Annotated in this window: 17 protein-coding genes; 6 read left to right on the top strand and 11 right to left on the bottom strand. The window is 46.3% G+C overall.

Going from position 1 to position 24,062, the window contains the following annotated elements:
- Window positions 1–4 precede the first annotated feature (4 nt).
- On the bottom strand, window positions 5–1,309 hold the full coding sequence (gene waaA / locus CWE13_RS01105) for a lipid IV(A) 3-deoxy-D-manno-octulosonic acid transferase (RefSeq protein ID WP_126805502.1): 1,305 nt from the start codon (window positions 1,307–1,309) through the stop codon (window positions 5–7).
- A gap of 104 nt (window positions 1,310–1,413) precedes the next feature.
- Between waaA and CWE13_RS01100 the strand changes: the two genes are divergently transcribed.
- From CWE13_RS01100 to CWE13_RS01090, 3 genes are all read left to right on the top strand, one after another.
- Window positions 1,414–2,406 (top strand): gluconeogenesis factor YvcK family protein, encoded by a 993-nt coding sequence (locus CWE13_RS01100; RefSeq protein WP_241973610.1) that lies wholly within the window; start codon window positions 1,414–1,416, stop codon window positions 2,404–2,406.
- A 25-nt stretch (window positions 2,407–2,431) separates the two neighbouring features.
- Window positions 2,432–5,122 carry a M14 family metallopeptidase gene (locus CWE13_RS01095; RefSeq protein WP_126805501.1) on the top strand — a complete coding sequence of 897 codons (2,691 nt, stop codon included), beginning with the start codon at window positions 2,432–2,434 and terminating at the stop codon, window positions 5,120–5,122.
- 68 nt (window positions 5,123–5,190) lie between these two features.
- Window positions 5,191–7,218: a S9 family peptidase gene (locus tag CWE13_RS01090; RefSeq protein ID WP_126805500.1), complete on the top strand. Its 2,028-nt coding sequence runs from the start codon at window positions 5,191–5,193 to the stop codon at window positions 7,216–7,218.
- Between the two features lie 49 nt (window positions 7,219–7,267).
- On the opposite strand, the gene CWE13_RS01085 is transcribed toward CWE13_RS01090, so the two are convergent.
- From CWE13_RS01085 to apbC, 3 genes are all read right to left on the bottom strand, one after another.
- Window positions 7,268–8,944, bottom strand: a complete 1,677-nt coding sequence (locus CWE13_RS01085) for a putative bifunctional diguanylate cyclase/phosphodiesterase (protein WP_126805499.1) — start codon at window positions 8,942–8,944, stop codon at window positions 7,268–7,270.
- A 136-nt stretch (window positions 8,945–9,080) separates the two neighbouring features.
- Window positions 9,081–9,674 carry a dCTP deaminase gene (gene dcd, locus CWE13_RS01080; RefSeq protein ID WP_126805498.1) on the bottom strand — a complete coding sequence of 198 codons (594 nt, stop codon included), beginning with the start codon at window positions 9,672–9,674 and terminating at the stop codon, window positions 9,081–9,083.
- 87 nt (window positions 9,675–9,761) lie between these two features.
- Window positions 9,762–10,787 carry an iron-sulfur cluster carrier protein ApbC gene (gene apbC / locus CWE13_RS01075; RefSeq protein WP_126805497.1) on the bottom strand — a complete coding sequence of 342 codons (1,026 nt, stop codon included), beginning with the start codon at window positions 10,785–10,787 and terminating at the stop codon, window positions 9,762–9,764.
- Between the two features lie 173 nt (window positions 10,788–10,960).
- On the opposite strand from apbC, the gene metG reads away from it, so the two are divergent.
- Both metG and CWE13_RS01065 read left to right on the top strand, forming a co-directional pair.
- Entirely contained in the window at window positions 10,961–13,006 is a 2,046-nt protein-coding gene (gene metG, locus CWE13_RS01070) for a methionine--tRNA ligase (protein WP_126805496.1), read from the top strand.
- Window positions 13,006–14,196, top strand: a complete 1,191-nt coding sequence (locus CWE13_RS01065) for a class I SAM-dependent rRNA methyltransferase (protein WP_126805495.1) — start codon at window positions 13,006–13,008, stop codon at window positions 14,194–14,196. The genes metG and CWE13_RS01065 overlap by 1 nt, the downstream gene beginning before the upstream one ends.
- 119 nt (window positions 14,197–14,315) lie before the next feature.
- Here the strand turns inward: CWE13_RS01065 and CWE13_RS01060 are convergent, their stop codons facing one another.
- On the bottom strand, window positions 14,316–14,693 hold the full coding sequence (locus tag CWE13_RS01060) for a histidine triad nucleotide-binding protein (protein ID WP_126805494.1): 378 nt from the start codon (window positions 14,691–14,693) through the stop codon (window positions 14,316–14,318).
- A gap of 40 nt (window positions 14,694–14,733) precedes the next feature.
- Window positions 14,734–16,524 carry a gamma-glutamyltransferase gene (gene ggt, locus CWE13_RS01055; protein WP_198677870.1) on the bottom strand — a complete coding sequence of 597 codons (1,791 nt, stop codon included), beginning with the start codon at window positions 16,522–16,524 and terminating at the stop codon, window positions 14,734–14,736.
- Window positions 16,525–16,612: 88 nt separating this feature from the next.
- Between ggt and rrtA the strand changes: the two genes are divergently transcribed.
- On the top strand, window positions 16,613–17,233 hold the full coding sequence (rrtA, locus tag CWE13_RS01050) for a rhombosortase (RefSeq protein WP_126805493.1): 621 nt from the start codon (window positions 16,613–16,615) through the stop codon (window positions 17,231–17,233).
- Window positions 17,234–17,317: 84 nt separating this feature from the next.
- On the opposite strand, the gene CWE13_RS01045 is transcribed toward rrtA, so the two are convergent.
- The 5 genes from CWE13_RS01045 to hppD all read right to left on the bottom strand — a co-directional run bounded on the left by CWE13_RS01045 (window position 17,318) and on the right by hppD (window position 23,867).
- On the bottom strand, window positions 17,318–19,834 hold the full coding sequence (locus CWE13_RS01045) for a prolyl oligopeptidase family serine peptidase (protein WP_126805492.1): 2,517 nt from the start codon (window positions 19,832–19,834) through the stop codon (window positions 17,318–17,320).
- Window positions 19,835–19,989: 155 nt separating this feature from the next.
- Window positions 19,990–20,649 (bottom strand): maleylacetoacetate isomerase, encoded by a 660-nt coding sequence (gene maiA, locus CWE13_RS01040; RefSeq protein WP_126805491.1) that lies wholly within the window; start codon window positions 20,647–20,649, stop codon window positions 19,990–19,992.
- Window positions 20,649–21,671 carry a fumarylacetoacetate hydrolase family protein gene (locus CWE13_RS01035; protein ID WP_126805490.1) on the bottom strand — a complete coding sequence of 341 codons (1,023 nt, stop codon included), beginning with the start codon at window positions 21,669–21,671 and terminating at the stop codon, window positions 20,649–20,651. The genes maiA and CWE13_RS01035 overlap by 1 nt, the downstream gene beginning before the upstream one ends.
- Window positions 21,671–22,804: a homogentisate 1,2-dioxygenase gene (locus CWE13_RS01030; protein WP_126805489.1), complete on the bottom strand. Its 1,134-nt coding sequence runs from the start codon at window positions 22,802–22,804 to the stop codon at window positions 21,671–21,673. The genes CWE13_RS01035 and CWE13_RS01030 overlap by 1 nt, the downstream gene beginning before the upstream one ends.
- Window positions 22,797–23,867, bottom strand: coding sequence for a 4-hydroxyphenylpyruvate dioxygenase (gene hppD / locus CWE13_RS01025; RefSeq protein ID WP_126805488.1), 1,071 nt, complete (start codon window positions 23,865–23,867; stop codon window positions 22,797–22,799). The genes CWE13_RS01030 and hppD overlap by 8 nt, the downstream gene beginning before the upstream one ends.
- Window positions 23,868–24,062 lie beyond the last annotated feature (195 nt).

The raw sequence follows: 24,062 nt of genomic DNA, 5'->3' as shown, positions 1-24,062 counted from the left end.
ATCATCATGAAGCGCTTAAAAGCTGTTGAATACGCACGTAAATACGCTGCGCCGCACCACTATGCTCGGAAAAAATACGCTGCGCATCACGGCCAATTCTATCAGCCGTTTCTATGGTTGTTAGCAATCCAATTAGCGTATCCGCCAAAGAATCCGCGGAATTAACCCACCGTACGGCCTGCCGCTTATCGAGCTGCGCATATACCTCACTAAAATTAAACACATGGCGGCCGCTAATAAGTGGTTTTGCGAAGGCAATTGCTTCCAAAGGATTATGCCCACCACGCTCAATTAAGCTACCACCGATAAAGGCTATTTGCGCAACCCCATACCAAATGAGCAATTCACCCATGGTATCAGCGAGCAGCACTTGCGTATCTTCGGTAACAGGCCTGCCACTACTACGTTGCACCATGCTTAGTTTTGTTTGTTTAATCAAATCGGCCACGGCATGAAAACGCTCTTGGTGCCGCGGTACCAATATCAATAAAGCGTTTGGCTTTACCTGCAGCACTTTCGCAAACGCCGCCAATATTTCAGCCTCTTCGCCTTCATGAGTACTCCCGGCGGTTATAATAGGCCGTTCGCCAAATAGCTCACGATAACTTTCTACCTCGGTTAAAATAGAATCTGGAATATTGATATCAAATTTAAGATTCCCCGAAACTTCTAAAGCGTGCTCGCTCACACCAATCGTTAAGAATCGTTCTGCCGCTGTTTGTGATTGCGCACCGCAATAATTAAGCGCGCCCCAAACTGGCTTGAACAACCATTCCATACGCGCATAACCACGTGACGATTGCGCTGACATACGGCCATTCACGACGGCAACCGGAATTTGATTTTGCCGTGCGTAAAGCACTAAATTTGGCCACAGCTCAGTTTCTAATATTATTAATGCGCTAGGCTGCAAACGCGCATGAAAACGTTTTACTGCGCGGGGCGTATCAAATGGAATGTAGCAATGATAAATCTTATCGCCGTAAACTTGCTGAATTAGTTCGGATGCTGTTGGCGTCATACACGTAATAGCAACAGGCCTGCCACTGTCGTCATTCACAAAAGCATCAATTAAAGGCCTCGCGGCAATAAACTCACCCACCGATACGCAATGAAACACGATTGAACCACGCCATTTGGTATCAATATGTTGGCTACAAAACCGTTCTTTCATGCGCGCTCGGTAAGCCGTGTTTTTGCGACCATGCCACCATAAGTAAAATAGTATAAATGGCATCATGGCATACAAAAGAACGCTATATAAGCGAACACCGAAGTAGCGTGAACCGGTGTTTTTATTGCTGGGCATATTCCAAATCCTCTATTAAAGCGCTGCTATATTGCCAGAATTTACGCTACTTTGGCTATGTTCAACGTCGTTTTTATTCACTCTTCGCCCCGCAAGCTATATAGTTGGTAAAACAAAAAGCAAAAATTAAAGGTTATATGGTTATTCATTCGCAATCAGCTCGTGATAAACAGGCGCTTATGGCTTTGCGTATCACCGCCATTGGTGGTGGTCATGGCTTGGGTCGAGTAATGTCGACGCTGGCATTTCTGGAACGCCGTTTGGTTGGTATTGTTGCCACCACCGATAATGGTGGCGCTACTGGCATGTTACGTAAACATCATCAATGTATTGCTTGGGGCGATATCCGCAACTGCATGTCGCAACTAGCTAATCAACCGCTTGCGAAAGAAGTATTGAATTATCGTTTTAACAGTAATTCTAATCTTGATGGCCATAATCTTGGCAATTTACTTTTATACACGCTCGATGCACTTTCAGCCCGCCCCATTGATGGCATTCAATTACTGAGCCGCTTATTAAAAGTAAATAATCGTATTCTGCCTATGTCGGAAACCCCCACCGATTTGTTAGCCGAACTTGATAACAATTTACAATGTTTTGGCGAAATCCGCATAGACGAACTAAACAGTATGCCGCATCGGCTCAGTTTATCGCCAAATGTGAGTGGTACCCCAGAAGCGTTAAAGCACTTGCAGCGTAGCGATTTAATTATCCTCGGGCCTGGAAGCTTCTTAACCTCTGTTATGCCGCCATTACTCGTAAACGATATTGCCAAAGCGATCTACGAATCGCCGGCGAAGGTTATCTTTATTGAGAATCTCGTGCCCGAGTTGAGCCCTGCAGGCGCCCTTACGTTAATGCAAAAGCTCGATTGGCTTGAACAACAACTTGGTTTTCAACCCATAGATTTAGCTATTAGTAATGCTTCGTCATTGCACACTGATATTCCCGTAATCTCATGTGTAGCCTCTGATCAAGAATTAATTCACCGACACAACACGGACGGACTGTTGGCCGCAATTGTGCAAGCAGCACATTACCTTCTCCCTCACAGAGATGCGGAAGCCGTTACGGATATTCATTCACTTAAATAATAAAAAAGTAATACAGGTGTTTCTCATGAAATCATTGTCCGTTTCTGTATCTACAATAGCACTAGCTATGAGTAGCCTTCTTTATCCAGGCCACGTATCTGCAGAACAACCGATCCCAGAATGGCCACAAGCGCAGTACCAAAATACACCCACCATTGAAGATGTATTGGGGTACCCAGCCGGCAGCCGGATATCCAGCCCAGCACAAATTCAGGAATATTTTCAAGCGCTTGCAGAAGCTCACCCAGATCAGGTGAAACTGTTTGATTACGGCGAAACTTGGCAAGGTCGGCCGCTGTTTTATGCCGCTATCGGCTCGGTTGAAAATATGAACCGCTTTCAAGATATCACCGCCGGGATGCGTAGCCTTGCCGATCCAAGAACGGTGAACTCACGGCAAGCACGCGAATTAATTGAATCATTACCCGCATCGGTGTGGATCGCAAATAGCGTTCACGGCAACGAGATCTCACCCGCAGAAGCTGCCATGGTTACCGCATGGCACTTGCTGAGCAGCAATGATGAGCGCACGCAAGGAATGCTTGAAAATACTATTGTGTATTTTGATCCGTTACAAAACCCAGATGGGCGGGCGCGTTTTGTCAGTCGTTATTATGCAACGGTTGGTTTAGAGCCATCATCGGACCGCTTATCCGCTGAACACAACGAACCATGGCCAAATGGCCGCACGAACCATTACCTTTTCGATATGAACCGAGATTGGCTTGCGCTTACGCAACCGGAAACGCGTGGTCGAGTAGCCGCGTTGCTGCAAACGTATCCTTTGATCTTTGTTGATTCACACGAAATGGGCGGTGATTTAAGCTATTACTTTACGCCTGAAGCGCATCCATACAATCCGTTTATCACCAGCGAACAACGAGAAGGATTGAACTGGGTTGGTGAGAATAATGCACTTTGGTTCGATGATTTTGGCTTTGATTACTTTACCCGCGAAATTTTCGACGCGTTCTATCCTGGTTATGGTGCCAGTTGGCCGCTCTATCATGGCAGTTTAGCCATGACCTACGAAATGGGCTCCGCCCGCGGCCATCAATTTAAAACGCGAGATGGCGAAACTCTTACCTATGCTGATGGTGTGCAGCGCAATTTTGTAGCGTTTATGGCTACGATCGAAACAGCATCGCAACGCCGCCAAGATCTCTTGCAGCGGTTTTTTAACTATCGTCAACAAGGTATTGAACAAGGTAGCCGAGGTTCGGTACGGAGCTATATTTTCGCAAACTCACGTGATATTGCCGGTAATCGCAAGCTGATGGCGTTACTTTCAGAACAAGGCATCGAAGTGGGCCAAGCGAATGATAGTTTCCGCGCTTGTGGGGAAAGCTATGAACAAGGGGCGTACGTAGTACAAGCCGCCCAGCCGGCTTATCATCTTATTCGTACCCTGCTCGATGATAATGTCCCTATGGACGATGAATTCCTAACGGAACAAGAACGTTTACGCGCCAATAACCTACCGGATCAAATTTACGACGTTACGGCGTGGTCGTTACCGTTGATGTTCAACCTAGATATGGATATTTGTCATCAACAACCACGAGTTGCCACTACGCCAGTGAATACCGATCGGATAATAGCGGGTGACGTAGCAAACGCAGATGCCGATTTTGGTTATGTTATTCCTTGGGGCGACATGAACAGTGGCCGTTTTCTTACCGCGGCTCTTCGTGAAGGCTTGCGTGTTCGTAGCTCAGATCTAAGCTTTACGCACGCTAATGGTACTGAATACCCTGCGGGAAGTTTAATTGTGCCGCGCGCCGGTAACCCTGAAAACTTAACTGAAACCGTGCAAGAGTTAGCCGTTGCAAGTGGCGCCAAGGTGACTGGTTTAGAGAAAAGCTGGATGCGTGACGGCCCGAATGTTGGCTCCGCGAATATGAAGCAAATGCACGCACCAAATATTGCTTTGCTGTGGGACCAACCATCAAGTGTGCTAAGTGCCGGTAGTACGCGCTTTATTATCGAACGGGAGTTTAATTACCCGGTAACCGCTATTCGCCCCGCGCAATTACGTGCAGCAAATTTGGCGAATTATCAGGTTATCATTCTCCCAGCAACAGCAGGTGGGAGCTATGAGCAAGCGCTCGGCGATACCGGCCGTGAGAATTTACGGCAGTGGGTACAGCGTGGCGGTGTACTAATTACCTTGGGTAACGCCACACGTTTTGCAGTTTCGGGAGAAAGTCCACTATTGCACAGCTCACTTGAGCAAAAAGCCCAAGTAGATGGTTTAGCGGATGTCGCCGAGCAAGGCCGCACCGATGGCGTATTAATCGATAGCGAAGATGAGCATCAGCGCCACATTCGCAACCCGAATGCGCAACCTGATTGGGTTTCCGGTGTAATTGCGCGTACCTCTGTTGATCAGGAGCACTGGTTAACCGCTGGGGTACACGAACAATTGCATGCTATGTTTATCGGCAACGATATTTACACGCCGCTGCGCATTAACCATGGCCGTAACGTAGTAAATTATGTGGGCGCCGATGATGTGTTGGCAAGTGGTTATATTTGGGCTGAAAATCAACAGCAAATCGCGCACAAGCCTTTATTAATGGTGCAACCTGAGGGAAATGGTTTGGTTATCAGCTTTACTCAGGAACCAAACTTCCGAGCGTACTTAGATGGCATGCATGTACTCTTTATGAATGCTATTTTCCGTGGTGCTGCACATGCACGCCCTCTGCGTTAATCACCTTAAATAAAAAATGCCCGCGCTGTTCTAATCCATAGCGCGGGCAATATAAGGATACTAATTCGATGAAATTATTGAATACTCCCCAACCCTATCGAATGCATTTATTGTCAACCTGTGCCTTTTTAGGCGTTTTCGGCCTTGCTATACCAACGTATGCAGCCGAAGAGCCCCGGCCGGTTACCGCCGAAGATTATTATGATGTAGTAACCTTGGGCGATACCCAAATAAGCCAAGATGGCGCATTTGTGGCATTTGTGAAAACCACGGTAGCTGACAACAAACGCTCTCGGAATAGCAACATCTGGCTCAGTAAAAATGGGAACGCCCCATTTCAATTTACTCGGGAGGATAGTGATTTCAGCCCGGTGTTTAGTCCTGATGGTCAATCAATGTTGTTTTTATCTGGACGCGATAACGGCACTGCGCTTTACCGAATATCAGCATTAGGCGGTGAGGCGCAAGAACTACTGCGGCTTGAGCAAGGGAGTATCAGTAGCGTTGCGATTCACCCCACTGGTTCAGAGTTGTTGTTAAATCTCCGCCTTGATCCGAGTATCGAAGACCCAACGGTAAAAGCTGAGGAAGAAGATGACGCCGCCGATGTTACCGTGATTACCGACGCGGTGTATAAGCGCCAAGGCGGCTATTTAAATGCGAGCAAAAGCGGCTTATGGATCTATGACCTCGAAGATAAATCATTAACATCACTCACTGGGAATACTCAGTGGAATGAAGGAAGTGCGAGTTTTTCACCTAATGGCGATTGCATCACGTATGCAAGTAACCGCCATCCACAAGCAAACGATGGTTACTTTAGCTCATCGATATTTGTTCGCTGTGGTGATGAGGAACGTGAATTGGCCACTCCGGTAGGCCATGCTTCCAGCCCAGTGTGGACTGGTAACCATAGTATCGCCTACGTTTATCGTGCGGATGCCTATGCGGCCCCTGATTTACAGCATTATGATTTAACCATTGATGCATATCAGGTATTGGCGGAATCTATGGATCATAGCCCGAGTGGCCTTCAGTACGCCGAAAATGCACTATTTTTTACCACTGACGATCGTGGTAGCCGCACTTTACAAACGGTCAATTTAAATCAGGGAGGCTACCGTTACGTGGCCGGCCGTGGGATGTCGATGGCCGATGTTGCTATTTCGGCCAATGGCAACCTAGCTTGGGTCGAACACAACGAAACCACACTCCCTCGCCTAGTGAGTGCCAATTCAGTTGACGATATTGAGCGCAACAATACACAGGTAGTCAGCCGCTTTAACGACGCACTACAAGCGCAGTTAGATTTAGCCGAGTTTGAGGTATTTCAAGCAGAAAATGAACGTGGTGACATTCTCGATGTATTTTTTCTGCGCCCGCTAAGCGTGCAGCAAGGACAATCATATCCATTAATCCTGAATATCAAAGGTGGTCCCGGCGGCATGTGGGGGCATCAGTGGTTTCAAGAAGTTCAATTAATGCGTGCACGCGGATATGCGGTTGTATTCACGAATTACCGTGGAAGTAGCGGCTATGGCCATGAATTCTCGGATCAAGTGCGCCTTGATTACGGTGGCGCCGACTACCGGGATAATATTGTTGCACTGGATGCCGCTCTTGAGCGCTACACTTGGTTGAATAAAGACCGTTTATTCATTACCGGCGGCAGCCATGGCGGGTTCCTCACCAATTGGGCGACAACGCAAACGGATCGCTTTCGGGCTGCGGTAACCCAACGTAGTGTAAGCAATTGGATTTCTGAGGCTGGCACGCAAGCATTTCCGCCGCTTTCTATGATCCGTGAGTTTGGTGGTTCTATCTGGGATAACTACGACTATTACTGGGATCGTTCTCCTCTTAAACACGCTGACAAGGTCGTTACACCTACGCTGATAATCCACAGCGATGGTGATCACATTACTCCAATAGGCCAAGGTGAAGAGTGGTTTTATGCTCTGAAAGCGAATGATGTAGACGTTGAGCTTGTTGTGTTTGCCAATGAAGGACACGGACTAAGCCGAGCTGGAAAGCCTATAAATCTAGTTGAGCGTTTAAATCGGATTGTTGATTGGTTCGACCGTTACAATCAGTAAGTTTCGATAACATAAACGCACTAAACGCTAATGGTTTAAGTTCATTTGTTTAGTGCGTTTTTGTTGGCTGAAATTCACGATACCAAGCCACGAATTTATCCGCTGGAAGTGCTTGCGTATAGTAAAACCCTTGCACCACATCACAGCCTATTTTTCGTAAATAAGCGTTCGCACTAGGCGTTTCAACGCCTTCAGCAATGGTTTGTATACCCATGTTCTTTGCCAGTGCTACGGCCGCATCAACAATATATCGGCCGCCATCATCATGCGGAAGATTCTTAATAAAACTGCGATCTATCTTTATGCCGGCAATCGGTAAACGATGTAGGTATTGCAATGATGAATAACCGGTTCCAAAATCATCTACCGAAATCATAATCTTGGCTTGGTTCAGGCGCAGAAGTTCTAGTTGCGTGTGCGCAAGATCATTTACTAAAGCACCTTCAGTAAGCTCAACCTCAATCATCTCGCCATCTATATCAAAGCGTTCTAGCTCCGCTAACAAACGGGCTACAAAGCCTGTTGCCATAATATCGTGTGAAGAGATGTTAATCGCGATGGGAATCCTCAAGCCTTGCTCTTGCCAATCAGCTATTTGCCGCATCACCCGCGAGATTACATATTCAGTAACTTTTAGTATCAACGTACTTTGTTCCGCCTGCGGAATAAAATCGTCTGGCGCAATATCCCCGTAAACCGGATGCCTCCAACGTATCACCGCTTCAACGCCAATTACCGCATTTGTTGCTAAATCAATTTTTGGTTGATAATGCATCGTCAGCTGATTTAACCGCAATGCTTCTTGTAGATCACCGAGTAATGTAATGTTTCGTTGTAAGGTTAATTCAAGCGAAGAAGAAAACTGCGCATAATCACGTTGCTTCGCGTAGGCGTGCGCTAATGCTATTTCCCCTTGCTGAAGGTAAGTTTCCGGTTCTTCGTGATGGCTAGCAATACATACAGCGCCAGCGTGAGTTGACACATAAACCGAGTAGGTATCAAAATTAACCGTAGATTTAAGGAGGGACACAACATTTTTTAAATCGTTTTCAATCATGTTCTGTGGGGATTTCATCAAAACAACAATCTGGTTGCTATCGGTTCGGTATAAATGAATTGCTTGCTTAAAATGTTCCTTCAATGTTGCGCTGAATACGGATATTACCTCGGTGATAACCCGAAAACCAAAAGCCCCCTGCAGTTGTTTTACGTTATCGATACTCACAACAATCAATAGGCACTTATCTTGTTTTGATTTCATGGGCTTATCAGAATGCGTTAACCCTCGAATATCCTCAAATAATTGCTTTCGATTCGGTAATTGCGTTTTCACATCATGGCGCGCAAGCCAGCGTAAATAATCAATGTAACGCCCTAAACTATCCGCCACCAAGCCGCTCATGCCACCAATTAACAGAAAGTAACCCGTGCGATAAATCCAATTGATAGGTTCTTGCATTTCACCGGTAGCTGTATCAATGGGCATCCACGGACCCAAGGCAATGCCAGCAATCAATGCAACAATGATGCCTCCAGGTAAGCCAAAAATGAACCCAGCGGCCAAAATCGGAATATACATGGAATGGGAGTAAACGAATTTAATGCCACCCGTTTGCCAAACCACCCATGTAACCGTAACCATAGCTAATGCAATGAGCACAGCACCAAAGCTTTGAATAGTTCGTCGGTGATTAAAATAGTATTGAACAAAACGCTTACTGCTCATGCTGCCTCACTTTGTGAATAAGGCAGCACAGCACATTAAGGTGTTTTCTGGCGCCTTCAATCGTAAAGATAGACAGCAGTTCCTGAGTTGTCTAATTTAATCAGGCCACACAATGTTGAATAGCAAAAGATATTCCCTAGGAACGCTCATCATCATTGCCGATACGGCTGGCTACAGCGCCTTTTTGATTTTTATATTTCGCATCTTCCCTTCTGCTGTAAGGTCGCGCACATGGTTCACTCAAAAGCTCAAAACTCAGCGCACCAATTTTCATCAAAGGCCGCAATGCAAGTGGCAGCTTTCCACTGTTAAAAAACTCCAACACAATTTGCCCTGACCAACCCGGGTCAATTCGATGAGCAGTTACATGCACCATCAAGCCTAAGCGCGCTAAAGAGGAACGGCCATCAAGCCAGCCAACAACATGCGGAGGCAATGTTACCGCTTCATGGGTAACTGCGAGCGCAAACTCACCTGGATGAATAAAGAACGCATCCCCTTCAGCAAGACGAATTTCTTCACTCATTACCCGCTGAATCGCCGCATCGATTTCATCACGCGGCCCGCTAATATCAATATATGGTGCAGCATGGTCTTGTAACACTCGGAAACTTTCGCCCAAGTGAATATCAACAGTAACACCACTTATATCTTTCGAAAGTGGCGCCGGCTCTATGCCAATTATCCCATCAGCCAAATACTGCTCGATCTGTGCATCCGTTAGGCGCATTCAAAATACCCTCAATTAATTCCTGCAAAATTATTTGTGTTCATTTCTATTTTCCCAACGCCAAGCTGCGAAAATAATTATAATGCCTTACCCAATATCTGCGGTAATTAGCTCCCAAGCGTTCGCTGCCATTTGCTGTGCCGATTCACTCATAATCGCATTCAGTAAATGATTGGGATTCCTTACCTGTAATGGTTTACCTGCATCTAAACTTTCTCTGAGAGCCGTCGTTAAAGGCCATTTACCTAGCAACGGAACATGGTGTTTAGCTGCTAAATTCGAGCCACCCTGGCTGCCGAATATCGCTTCTTGATGCCCACACGATGTGCATTCAAAATAACTCATATTCTCAATGAGCCCAATTACCGGCACATCTACTTTTTGAAACATAGCGATACCCTTTTGCGCATCAGCTAACGCTATGTTCTGCGGAGTCGTTACCACGATCGCGGCGGTAAGCGGGAAATTCTGTGAAAGCGTAAGCTGAATATCGCCCGTTCCGGGCGGCAGATCAACCAGAAGGTAATCCAGCTTCGCCCATTGTGTATCAAAAAATAACTGCTCCACCGCGCGGCTCGCCATTGGCCCCCGCCAAATCGCAGCTGCCGACGCATCAACAAGATAACCGAGGGAGTTTCCTTCGATACCAAACACATTCACCGGTAACATTTTACGGTTTGGCGTAAAGGTTAATTGCTCGCCCTGATTGCCGAACATGGTGGGCAATGAAGGGCCATAAATATCACCATCTAAAATACCTACGCGAGCACCTTCGGCTTGTAATGCTTTCGCCAAACTCAATGTTACCGCCGATTTACCAACACCACCTTTGCCAGAGGCAACCGCTATAATATTCTTAATATTGGGAAACGCCGAGCCTTGTGGCGCTTTGCCCTCTTTCGCTGGTAATGCAGTAATATTTAAGCGAATGTCCCAATCATACTCTTGTAATCTAGGCTCACTTGCAATCAAGGCTTCGGCACCTGACTTCGCTGCGAAAGGCAGTGTAAGCGTTATTTTCTGTCCGTTTATTTGTAACCAATCGGCCGCAAAACCAGATGAAAAAATGCTGCTACGCAGCTCGGCACAAATTCGTTGAACATCATTCGCCATTCCTAACTACTCCCGAAAACAAGACATTAGAGCCGGTATCAAAAATCCCAAGCGTTGATCATATTTTTGATGATAGTGATTTATCCACCCAGAAGCCACAGCAGTTGATGAAAACACTGCGCTTTTCAGCTAATATGAAGCTCTTTTGTAAACATGGTTGATAGAGAACATATATGGCAGCAAGCACCCACGAGAATAACCGCCGCATTTTAGTGACGAACGCCCTTCCCTATGCGAACGGGCCAATTCATATCGGCCATCTGCTGGGCTATATTCAAGCTGATATTTGGGTACGCTTTCAGCGCTTATATGGCAACGAATGCCATTTTGTTTGTGCCGACGATGCACATGGCACACCAATCATGCTCAAAGCACAACAATTGGGCATTGCGCCAGAAGATATGATTGCGGATATGAATGCGGCACACCAACGTGATTTTGCCGATTTCTCTGTATCATTCGATAACTACTATTCAACGCACAGCCCTGAAAACCAAGAGCTTGCAAACCTGATTTATACGCGTTTGCGGGAAGCTGGGCATATTCACACCCGCACCATTGAGCAACTATTCGATCCTGAGAAAGAAATGTTTCTGCCCGATCGTTTCGTAAAAGGCGAATGCCCTGATTGTGGTGCCGAAGATCAATATGGCGATAATTGTGATGTATGCGGTGCAACGTATTCCCCCGTTGATTTAAAGAATCCACGCTCCGCGGTGTCGGGCGCTGTACCCGAATTGCGTGAATCAGAACATTACTTCTTCGATTTACCAGCCTTTGGCGATATGTTGAAAGCGTGGACACGTTCCGGCTCGCTACAATCAGAAATGGCCAATAAGCTCAGTGAATGGTTTGAGCAAGGCCTGCAACAGTGGGATATCAGCCGGGATAAGCCGTATTTTGGCTTTGAAATTCCTGATGCACCTGGAAAATATTTCTACGTGTGGCTAGATGCGCCAATAGGCTACATGAGTAGCTTCAAAAATTACTGTGATAAGCGTGATGATCTGAATTTCGGAGATTTCTGGGATAAAGATAGCAATGCTGAGGTTTATCATTTTATTGGTAAAGATATTATTTATTTTCACAGCTTGTTTTGGCCAGCCATGCTCAGCGGCGCTGATTTCCGTCAGCCTACAAGCGTTTGGGCACACGGTTTTATCACCGTAAATGGCACCAAGATGTCGAAATCTAAGGGTACATTCATTATGGCGCGTACCTATTTAGAGCACCTTGATCCTGAGTATTTACGCTACTATTTTGCCGCCAAGTTAAGCAGTCGTATTGATGATCTTGATTTGAACTTAACCGATTTTGCCCAACGGGTTAACTCTGATTTAGTCGGTAAAGTAGTGAATATCGCCAGCCGTTGTGCCGGATTCATAAGTAAGAAATTTGATGGCATGCTTTCTGATCGTATTGACGACCCGGCAATGTTGGCAGATTTCCAAGCAGCGGCCAAAGACATTGCGCAAGCTTACGAAACGCGTGAATTTTCCCGAGCGATGCGTGAAATTATGAAACTTGCCGATCGTGCGAATGAGTACATTGCGGTAAAAGAGCCTTGGCAGTTGGCAAAGCAAGAAGGCAAAACGCAAGAAGTACAAGATGTGTGCTCAATGGGAATTCACTTATTCCGTTTGCTAATGATCTACTTAACCCCTGTAGTGCCGAAACTCGCAAACGATTCACAAGCGTTCTTGAATGATACCTTTACCTGGGAAAGTGCTCAAACCACGTTAACAGGGCACAAAATCAATAAGTTCAAAGCGCTTATGCAACGCGTTCCAACCGAGAAAATTGAAAGCATGTTAGAAGCTTCGAAAGAAAATAATACAGCCGCTACCAGCAAGCCGGTATCGAGCAGCAAAACTGACATTGAGCCCATAGCCGCAGAAATCGAATTTGATGATTTTGCCAACGTTGATTTACGCGTTGCTAAAATAGTAAATGCCGAGCACGTTGAAGGGGCGGATAAATTAATTAAACTGACGCTTGATATTGGTAGTGAGCAGCGTCAAGTGTTTGCGGGTCTAAAATCCGCTTACAAGCCTGAAGATTTGATTGGCCAATTAACCGTAATGGTGGCTAACCTGAAGCCACGGAAAATGCGTTTTGGTATGAGCGAAGGCATGGTGTTAGCAGCAGGCCCGGGCGGCAAAGAAATCTATATCCTAAATCCACATGATGGCGCACAACCTGGCCAGCGAGTAATGTAATGGCAGAACAAATAATTATTAAAAGTGGCCGCGAGAAATCGCTTCGCCGTCGTCATCCTTGGGTGTTTAGCGGCGCTATTCACAAAATACAAGGTAAGCCTGAGCTTGGCGCTACCATTAATGTAGTAACCGATAAAGGTGAGTTTCTTGGTGTTGCCGCCTACTCCCCGCATTCACAGATTCGTGCGCGAATTTGGAGCTTTACTGAAGGCACGGAAATTAATCATGCGTTCTTTCGTAAACGTATTGTTGCCGCACAAGCGCTGCGGGAAACGTTGGTAGAGCCAGTTACCAACGCTTATCGCATTATTGCTGGGGAATCCGATGGCCTCCCTGGGGTAACTATTGACCGTTATGCCGATGTAATCGTGCTTCAGCTTCTCAGTGCCGGCGCTTCTTACCACCAAGAAACGATTACCGCGGTTTTGCATGAACTCTACCCGGATTGCAAAATTTACGAGCGTTCTGATGTTGATGTTCGCCAAAAAGAAGGCCTGAAGCTTATCACGGGTGCACGCCACGGCGAGGCACCAACGGGCCCAATAGAAATTGAAGAGAACGGCTTAAAAATCAACGTAGATGTAATTGCCGGCCACAAAACGGGTTATTACCTCGACCAGCGTGATGCCCGTGCAGCCATCCGCCCTTATGTAAAAGAGAAAAAGGTTCTGAACTGTTTCTCCTACACTGGAGGCTTTGGCTTATATGCAGCGGCAGCCGGCGCTAAAGAAGTGATAAACGTTGATATGTCACAACCATCGCTTGATGCATCGGTTGAGAATTTAGCATTGAATGGCTTGGATACCAGCAATGTGAAGCATATAAAAGCCGATGTATTCACTCAACTGCGCACCTATGCTGAGAGCGGCGAAACATTCGATGTTATCGTACTTGATCCACCTAAGTTTGTTGATTCGAAAGCAAGTTTAAATCGCGCATGCCGCGGTTATAAAGATATTAATCGTATTGCGGCAAAACTTCTGAACCCGGGTGGGATTCTGTTCACCTTCTCATGTTCAGGGTTATTAAGTTCTGAACTATTTCAAAAAGTTGTAGCCGATGCTTGTTTAGATGCTAACCGTGATTTACAAATAATTGCGCGTACCAGCCAAGCAGCTGATCACCCAGTGCACATTCACTACCCTGAAGGTTGGTATCTTAAAGGATTGATTCTACGAGCCATGGATTAATCCCGCTAACCGAGCTCGTATGCAAGTTTTGATCATCTCGAAAACAAAAGCCGTAACTCATAAAGTTACGGCTTTTTAGTGCCTAATCAAAATCGTTTACGCAAGCATGCTGCTAGCTATCAAGCTTCCATCGGGTTTTTCTTAACCCGGTCTTGATATGGCGGCCAGCCAAGCGGCTTACCGGCAAGAAGGTGAACATGAATATGATAAACCGTTTGGCCACCAAATTCGTTGCAGTTCATCACGGTGCGAAAGCCTTCTTCAGCAAATCCCTCTTTGCGCGCAATTTCACCTGCAACCCAGTATAAATGCCCCACTATTTCACGATCATCTTTACTAATATCATTCACTGTAGCGATTTGTCGCTTAGGGATAATCAACAAATGCACTGGCGCTTGTGGATTAATATCCTTAAATGCCAAAGCGATATCATCTTCGTAAACGATATCAGCTGGAATTTCTCGATTAATTATCTTATCAAAAATAGTATCACTCATTGTCTTCCCTTCCTCTTGAACGTATTTATTGAAAATAAAATCACTGCCCTTTGGCTACGCCTTCCCGGCGCGGATCAGCACCGCCTTCTAAGCCCTCAGGGCGCACACTAATACCATGCAAACCACTATTTAAGGGCCTTACTTCCACAACGTGGCCTCGCGCCTCGAGTACGGCTTGCAATTCCACGATACTGGTTTCGGCTTCCAACGAAGTTACCCCATTCATATTGGTGATTTTGGGCAGATCAATTGCTTCTTGCATATTTAAATCCCAATCCAATAAGCCAATTAAGGTTTGGGTCACGTAATTTATGATGCGTGGTCCGCCGGGAGACCCAACAATATGCAGTAACTCGCCATTCTCGTTAAACACAATGGCTGGCGCCATTGAGCTTCGTGGCCGTTTGCCCGGCTCAACGCGGTTTGCTACGAGCACACCATCTACCTCTGGCACGAGTGAAAAATCAGTTAGTTGATTGTTCAACAAAAAACCACGCGCCATCACGCTTGAACCGAAGCCCATTTCAATAGTGGTTGTCATCGAAACGGCATTACCATATTGATCCACAATACTGATATGGCTGGTATTAGGAAACTCTGGCGATTGGTCATCAGCCCGCAGCAACTCATCTAGAGTTCCCGGTAGCGCCCGGCCCATATCGGTTCCCCCAATAAGAGTAATGCGATCATCAATATACTCGGGTGCTAATAACGCGCCCAAAGGCACATCTACATAATCGGCATCGGCAATATAGCGATTCCGATCTGCAAACGCCAAACGTGAAGCTTGCGTGAAAAAGTGCAACCCTTCTTCGCCGTTCACATCTAACTCATGCAAATTAAATGGTTCGAGTAACGCCATGGTTTGCAACATAGTAATACCACCAGAACTCGGTGGGCCCATGCTGCAAATCTCAAATACTCGATAAGGCCCGCAAACTGGCGTGCGCCAAACCGGCTCATAATTCGCAAGGTCTTCCAATGCGAGCAATCCAGGAGCAGTCGGATGGCTTTGCACCGCATCCACAATATCTTCAGCTATCGCACCATGATAGAGCGCATCAGCGCCCTGCTCGGCAATAGCACGCAACGTACTCGCTAATTCGGCATTGGTTTTTATCGTGCCTGCTTGCAATGGCGTGCCATTTGGAAAGAAATAATCTTTAGTTACGGGTGTTTGCGAAACCCCCGGGTTAATCTCCATCGCTAACAACTGCGCTAATCGTGGCGATACCTCAAAACCTTCTTCTGATAATGCAATGCTCTCAGCAAACAAACGCTGCCAAGATAATTTACCCCAACGTTGGTGTGCTGCTTCTAAACCTCGAACGACGCCGGGAGTACCCACAGAACGCCCACCTACCACAGCCTCAATCCAACTCGGGGCGTTGCCTTCAGTATCAAGGAACAGATCCGCGGATGCAGCCATAGGAGCGGTTTCACGCGCATCCAGATTATGCAGCTCTTGTGTCTCGTTATCCCAATACAACATAAAAGCACCACCGCCAATGCCCGAAGATTGCGGTTCTACGAGCGTTAGCATAGCCTGCACAGCAACCGCGGCATCAATGGCAGTACCACCTTCCCGCAACACCGTAAGCCCGGCATCAACCGCATACGGGTTGGCCGCCGAAATCATATAGTTATCAGCGTACACAACTTGGTTATCCGCTAACCCGGTTGCTGCTTCTGGATCAAATGCTTCACGCTCGCTATTCTGCGGAGAACAAGCAGATAGCAGCGCAGTAGATAATAAAGTAAGGCCAAAGAGCTTGATGATATTCGTATTAGCGCTGGAAAATGAATCTCTTCGCTTTGATTTAAATAGCATTTATACCGCCTTTTTTGCTGTTATCGATCAATTAAGGCTATCATAAGCGCCCCAACCCAGTATCGCAATGTAGAGTAGAGCTAGAACTATGAGTTTATCGACATCAACGAGTAAAAACACATCACCGCGCAGCTTAAAACGACAAATCCATTTTCTACTGGTTCCGCTTGTGCTGGCGCTCGTAATGGTAATTATCCATCTATACCCTAGCTTGCAAAACTGGCTGGTGCTTTCGGAAGATACCTTGCTGAGCCAGCCCTGGCGTATTTTCACTACCCATTTGGTCCACCTAAACACTCAGCATTTGTGGGTCAATGTTGCTGCACTGATATTAATCTCTATTCTATTTCGTAATTATATTCAGGGCCGCTTGCTCATGAATGTAATGATGATTAGCGCGCTTGGGGCTTCGTTAATTCCTATTCTACTTGCTCAAGATTATAACTTCGTTGGGCTTTCCGGCGTTCTCCACGGCATCTTTGTTTACGTAGGTGTTTCGCTCTTGCGTACACAGCGCCCTATAGGTATTACTATTTTAATGATTGTCGTGGTTAAGCTCGGTGTTGATTTAACGCTCGCAGTGGATGAATCATTTTGGCTAGGCGCTCAAGTCGCTTATCTTTGCCACGTTGGTGGTGCCGTTGGTGGCGCACTAGCCGTGCCTGGTTTACGTCGCAAACCTATCGAAATTGTAAAGCCAAAGGAATAACCGTTTTGTTTCCTTAACATGCAATAAAAAAGCGACCGTAAAGGTCGCTTTTTAAATTTGCGTACGTTATTGCGCTTTCAAGTATTACTGCAAGTTGGTTTCAAATAACTTATGAATGCGCCGATATTCATCCAACCAACTCGATGGCTGTACAAAGCCATGCGGCTCTACCGGGAAGATCGCGGTTTCAAAGTTTTCTTTCTCCAGCTCAATCAATCTCTGTACTAACCGCACCGAGTCTTGGAAAAACACGTTATCGTCAACCATCGGTGCGTTAATAAGCAGCGCATCTTCTAAGCCTTCAGCAAAGTAAATCGGTGAACTGCGGCGATAAGCAATCATATCGTCTTGCGGTAGGTTCAAAATATTTGATGTATAGCCTGTGTTGTAATGCGCCCAATCGGTTACTGGCCGCAACGCAGCACCTGCTTTAAACAGCCCTGGTTCATTGAACAATGCCATGAATGTTAGGAAGCCGCCGTATGAACCACCATAAGTTCCAACGCGATCCACATCAACGTTGCGGTTGTCACCCATCCACTTAACTACATCAACCAGATCTTCAACTTCTGGCGTGCCCATTTGCCGATAAACAGCAGTACGCCAATCACGGCCATAGCCAGCAGACCCGCGGAAATCTAAATCCAATACTACATAGCCTAAATCAGTTAGTTTACTGTGATACATAAACTCCCGGAAGTAGCCTGACCAGCCGCCATGCGCATTTTGCAAGTAGCCAGCGCCATGGATAAAGACAACCGCTGGATAACCCTCGGCACGATTTTCATCATAATCTTTCGGTAAATAAACACGGCTATAAATCGGATCATCTACGTGAGAAGAAGGTACTTCTACAATTTCCGGCTGCGCCCATGGCATGCTCTCGAATTCAGCTGTTACCGTTTCCGTTAAGCGTGTTGCTTGGCTACCGCTTCGAACTTCTTGCACATACAGCTCATTCGGTTGTAACGGGCTAGAATGCGTCAGTAGCAAACGGGTTTCATCAGGGCTTAATGAGTAACTCGTCATGCCGTCTAAATCGGTGAGCTGTTCAATATCGCCGCCATTGGCCGACACACGGAAAATTTCATAAATGCCTGGGTGGTCAACATTCGCTTGAAAATAGAACGTATCACCCGCTTTATTTAACGTTACATTATCTACCAAATAGCGGCCGCTCGTAATTTGCTGTACATCACCACTGTTTAAGTTTTTAATATACAGATGAGAATAATTACTCTCTTCCGACAAATACCAGAGTGCGTTACTTTCAGGCATCCAGTTGAAAGCATTAAAATCCCGGTTGATCCAAGCTTCATCATGTAAGCGGTGCTGATTCACTAAACTTTCTGAATCGAAGTCTACGGTAGCAATCCAACGATCTTTGTTGTCCCATGCACGTAACATCACGGCTACGGCATCACCTGCCGCATTCCACACTATATTTCCTTCTGGCGCCGACCAGCCGGGCATCACACCAATCGGACGAGGTGCTTTCTTACTCTCATAAGTTTTACCTTCCGCGGCATAGTTTTCCTCGCGCACAGACGCCAAAACATCTTCATCATAACCGGGCAACGTTTCATAGCTTAGTTCGGTTTTCTCACCCGTATTTACGTCGATCAGATATAAGGTGTGGTTTACCGGTTTGGCATCAGCAACGCGACGGCGAACATTTTGATTTTCAACGCGCCCTGATTCAGTAACGTACCGCGGCATTAAATCACTATCACCTCGCCAGCTTTGTGGCTCCGTAACAGCAACAATGGCACGATCGGCCGAAGGCGAAAGGCTAACGTCCACGACTTGAAGATTATTACCTAAATAAACCGGTTCAGGTGCTAACGAAGTGTTACTCGCCGCAAGCGCTTGTTGATCATCGAAGCGCTCTTGCCGTTGACGTCGTTGAACTTGGTTGTACTCAATTAAATCAATTTCCTCACGAGCAAGAATATCCGCTGGTTCTTGCAATGCTGTTGGCGCTTCACGGGTTTGCAATGAAAGCACCAACTCGGTGTAACCATTTTGCAAATTCATTGCATAAAAATCATTCCCAACGCGATAGCTCAGGCGACCGTCGTTTAGGAACTGTAAGCTTGATTTGTTCTGGCTATCGCGCGTGAGTTGGCGTACTTCACCAGTATCAGTAGCAAGCACAAAAACATTACGCTCAAACACATAAGCCTTGAGAGAGCCATCGGCGTTTGCAATTGCATTTCGATAGGCTTGCGTGTGCAAGGAATCTAATGCTACCTGAGTACCGTTGCCACCAGCAGATAGTGGCCGCCGAAATAAATCACGCTGCGGGCTACCTTCACGTTTGCGGCTGAAAAGTACACTACGGCTATCCCACGACCAATAAGCACCTTCCGGAGAGCGACCAATCCAATCAGGATCTGCCATAATCTGCGTCATGCTGAACACTGATTCGCGTTGCTCGGCAACGGCTGCTGGAGAACGTTGTACTTGCCCAGCTCTCTGTTCAACACTTTGCTCGGTTGCAGCACTTGAGTTCGCCGCACCTTGTTGAATCGGGTCTGAACTTGCACAGGCCACACTTAACAACGCTGCACTAATGGCTACCGTAAGTTTTCTTTTCATTCCTGTTTCCTTATTGTGAAAATCACCTGCATCTGAGTGCAATTTTTAATTCGATGTAATCAACAAAATAATTTTCTATTAAAACAAAAAAGCTCGGAGATGATAAGTCATTCCGAGCCTATATAAGCTATCTAAACTGAATATTGCGTTGAATCTCAGCTATTCGCATCAATTTGGTTTTCCGGGCGCGCAGCAATGAACGCCGGCAGCTCTTCAAGTGCTTCTACCACGCTGCATAAACACGGGTATCCACTCAAATCGATATTGAATCGCTTTGCGTTATAAACTTGCGGAATCAAACAAACATCGGCAAGCGTTACATTGTCGCCAACGCAATATTTGCCCGCTGTTTTTTGCAACCGCGCTTCAAACGCACTAAACGCCTGTGTTACCCAATGGCTAATCCACGCAAGCTTTTGCTCATCCGGTTGCTGCAATTGCCCGGTGAGATACTGCAGAACTCGCAAATTCGCAATCGGCTGCAGATCGGCTGCCATATCAAGAGCTAGCGTTCGCACCAGTGCAGCCACAACGGGAGATTCTGGCACAAGCCGCTTCTCCGGAAAACAGGCATCTAAATACTCAATAATCGCTAACGACTGGTTGAGCACTAAATGCTCACCCGAGTTTGGATCCTTGATCTCTAACGTTGGTACCAGTTTCGCCGGATTCAAACGGCTATATTCAGCGCTTTTCTGCTCACCACCGGCCTTCAGCAAATGTACCGGGCTATATTCATAATCTAACCCCTTCCATGCCAAGGCGATCCGCACCCGATAGCTTGCAGATGAGCGCCAGTAACCGTGCAACTTCATTACTGCGGGCCTTTGTATTCAACTACTTTTTGATCGATAGCACCAAAAATACTGTTACCTTCTTGGTCATTCATTTCAATGCGAATAGTATCGCCAAATTTCATAAATTCTGTAGTTGGCTTGCCATCACGAATTGTTTCGATCATACGCACTTCAGCAATACAGCTGTAACCCACACCGCCTTCTGAAACAGCGCTACCATGGTCGGTGCCCTGTTTATTCGATACTGTGCCTGAACCGATAATCGTTCCTGCGCTTAAAGGCCGAGTCATCGCAGCATGCTGCACGAGGCGATCAAAGTTAAAGGTCATATCTTCGCCAGCATTTGGATAACCGAATAACTCACCATTGTAGGTAGAGCGCAATGGCAGATGAACTTTGCCACCTTCCCAAGAATCACCGAGTTCATCTGGCGTTACCGCTACCGGAGAAAACACTGAACTGGGTTTTGAATTGAAAAAACCAAACCCTTTGCCAAGTTCGTTTGGAATTAAGCCGCGTAATGAAACATCGTTTACTAACATTAAAAGGCGAATATGCTCACGTGCATTTTTCGCTTCAATGCCCATCGGTACATCATCAGTAATAATGGCCACTTCACCCTCAAAATCGATACCCCAGCTCTCAGAGCCAAGCTCGATATCTTGACGTGGGCCAATGAAAGCATCCGAGCCACCTTGATACATCAGTGGATCTTCCCAAAAGCTAGGCGGCATTTCAGCGCCACGCGCTTTGCGAACAAGTTCTACGTGATTCACATAAGCACTGCCATCCGCCCACTGAAAAGCGCGTGGTAACGGGCTTTCACATTGCTTTTCATCGAAAGCAAAATCGTCGCTGAACTTATCGTTATTTAACGCGATATAAACTTCTTTAAGCTTCGCTTCAACGTTCTTCCAATTATCAATGGCAAATTGCATGGTTCCAGCAATTTCGGGAACCGCAACGGCGCGGGCAAGATCTCGGCTTACCACAACTAATTTGCCATCACGGGTACCATCACGATACGTCGCTAATTTCATTATTTTTTCTCCTGCCAGCTCATTACGTAATCCGGGTTCTCAACAGAGTGCGATACCTCGCCCACTTGCAACGAATCCCGAGTATCTAACATAACAGCTACTTCGTCGGTGAATTTCTTTTTATGCTCACGCCCAGCCTGAAAAGCTTTGGGGTGCGGCCCATGCGTAAAGCCTGCTGGATGAAAGGTTACCATACCGCGATCGATATTATCGCGGCTGAAAAAATCACCCGCGTGATAAAACAACACTTCATCATAATCGTCGTTATTGTGGTAGAACGGCACTTTTAACGCGCCCGGGTCACTTTCAATTGGCCGCGGTACAAACGTACACACAACAAAACGCTCGGCCACGAAAGTAGTGTGCGCTGAGGGCGGCAAATGATAACGATGGCTCATTAAAGGCCTAAAATCGCGCCAATTAACGCGTACAGGCGATAAATCGCCATGCCAACCAACAGCATCAAGTGGATTGTAAGGGAAGGTAACCACAGAAACTTCACCTTGGCGCTTCACCTCAACCTGCCAGCTTTCTTCGCTGTATTGCGCTTTAAATGCATCATCAATATCTGGAACATCTAAGCACGCTGGATCAAATATCGCGTGATTACCCACCAAGCCTTTATCCGGTAACTGATACGAACCATTAGTGGCTTCAATCATCAACAATTGCATCGGAGATGAAGGCTCAATGCGCCAATTAGTTGAACGCGGAATAACTACATAATCGCCATCACGTAATGTTAAATGGCCATAATCGCAAAACAACTCGCCCGCACCTTCATGCACAAATAGCAAATCATCGCCATCAGCATTCCGTGCAAGTTTTTTCATTGCCGAATCCAAATGCCAAATTCGAAACTTACAACTCGCATTAAATAATAAGTTCTCCGCTAGCCACGGCGATGCCGTGTCTAAGCCAGAAAGCTTATTAAAATCGAAACACCGAGGCCGCAACGGGCCTTCCCACTCGCTCCAACCCGTTGGCGCGTGCGTGTGATGAAAGTGAGTAGCAGGGCCAAAAAAGCCGCTGCGCCCAGCTTCGCGCTCGTAAATCGCTTCTTCCGGAAAATCAGCATGAGCCTGGCGCGAAGCCTTCCCTACCTGCTTCGGGAAAGAAATCGGTTTACGCATCGCTTAATACTCCACGGCGAATTTGATCTTCTTCGATAGATTCAAATAACGCTTTAAAGTTACCCTCACCAAAACCTTCATTACCTTTACGCTGAATGATTTCGAAGAATACTGGGCCAATCACAGTTTTTGTGAAAATCTGCAGCAAAATACCATCTTTCATTGGCGCGCCATCAATCAAAATCGCCAATTCACGCAAATCATCAAGATTTTCTTCGTGGCCTTCAATACGCTCATTCACCTTGTCGTAATAAGTGTCTGGCGTTGTCATAAATTCCATTCCACGCTCACGAAGCGTGCGCACCGTGCGATAAATATTATCCGAGCTCATTGCGATATGCTGAATACCTTCGCCGTTATAATCTTTCAAGTATTCTTCAATCTGTGATTTATCATCATGCGATTCATTAATTGGAATCCGGATTTTGCCACATGGCGATGTCATTGCCCGGCTCAATAAGCCCGTAAGTTTACCTTCGATATCAAAGTAACGAACTTCACGGAAATTACCAATACGCTCATAGAACCCAGCCCACAAATCCATGTTGCCACGGAAAACGTTGTGCGTGAGGTGATCAACATAATCCATACCTACCGCAAAATCGCTCATTTTAGCTTCCCAATTCTCATAGAAGCGGAAATCAACATCATAGATAGATTGGCTGCCGTAACGGTCCACAAAATACAGTGCACTTTCACCAATGCCGTAAATCGCTGGAATATTCAATTCCATAGCGCCCACATCAGCTTTAAACTCTTTCGCGCCATTTGCTAACGCATGCTGCATTGCATGATCGGCGTCCGCTACTCGGAAGGCCATACCGCAAACACTTGGACCGTGCGCACGCGCAAACTCTTCCGCTTGCGAAGAAGGCTGGCCATTCACGATAAAATTAATATCGTTCTGTTTAAACAACCAAACATCTTTACGGCGATGCTTCGCTACTTCAGTGAATCCTAATTGCGTAAACAACTGCTTCAACGCATCAATGCCTTTGCTATCTGCCGCTGTATATTCAACAAATTCAAAACCATCAGTTCCTAACGGATTAATATTACTCATATTCTGTTTTCCTCATTATCGTTATAAAACTACTGCATTTACCGCTTCTTTGATTCGCGGTTCAAACCCAGTAGTAACCACCCACCGCTTTAATGCGGTGCAGTGAAAAAATATTCCGACACTGTTGTACCCTGTTTATCTGGGTAAAGGCTAGCAAACGCCTTACAAACAAGCTCGGTACATAATTTAAACGTT

This window comes from Aliidiomarina shirensis, from assembly GCF_003987345.1.
GTDB lineage: Bacteria > Pseudomonadota > Gammaproteobacteria > Enterobacterales > Alteromonadaceae > Aliidiomarina > Aliidiomarina shirensis.
This window is presented reverse-complemented; position numbering and strand designations above follow the sequence as displayed.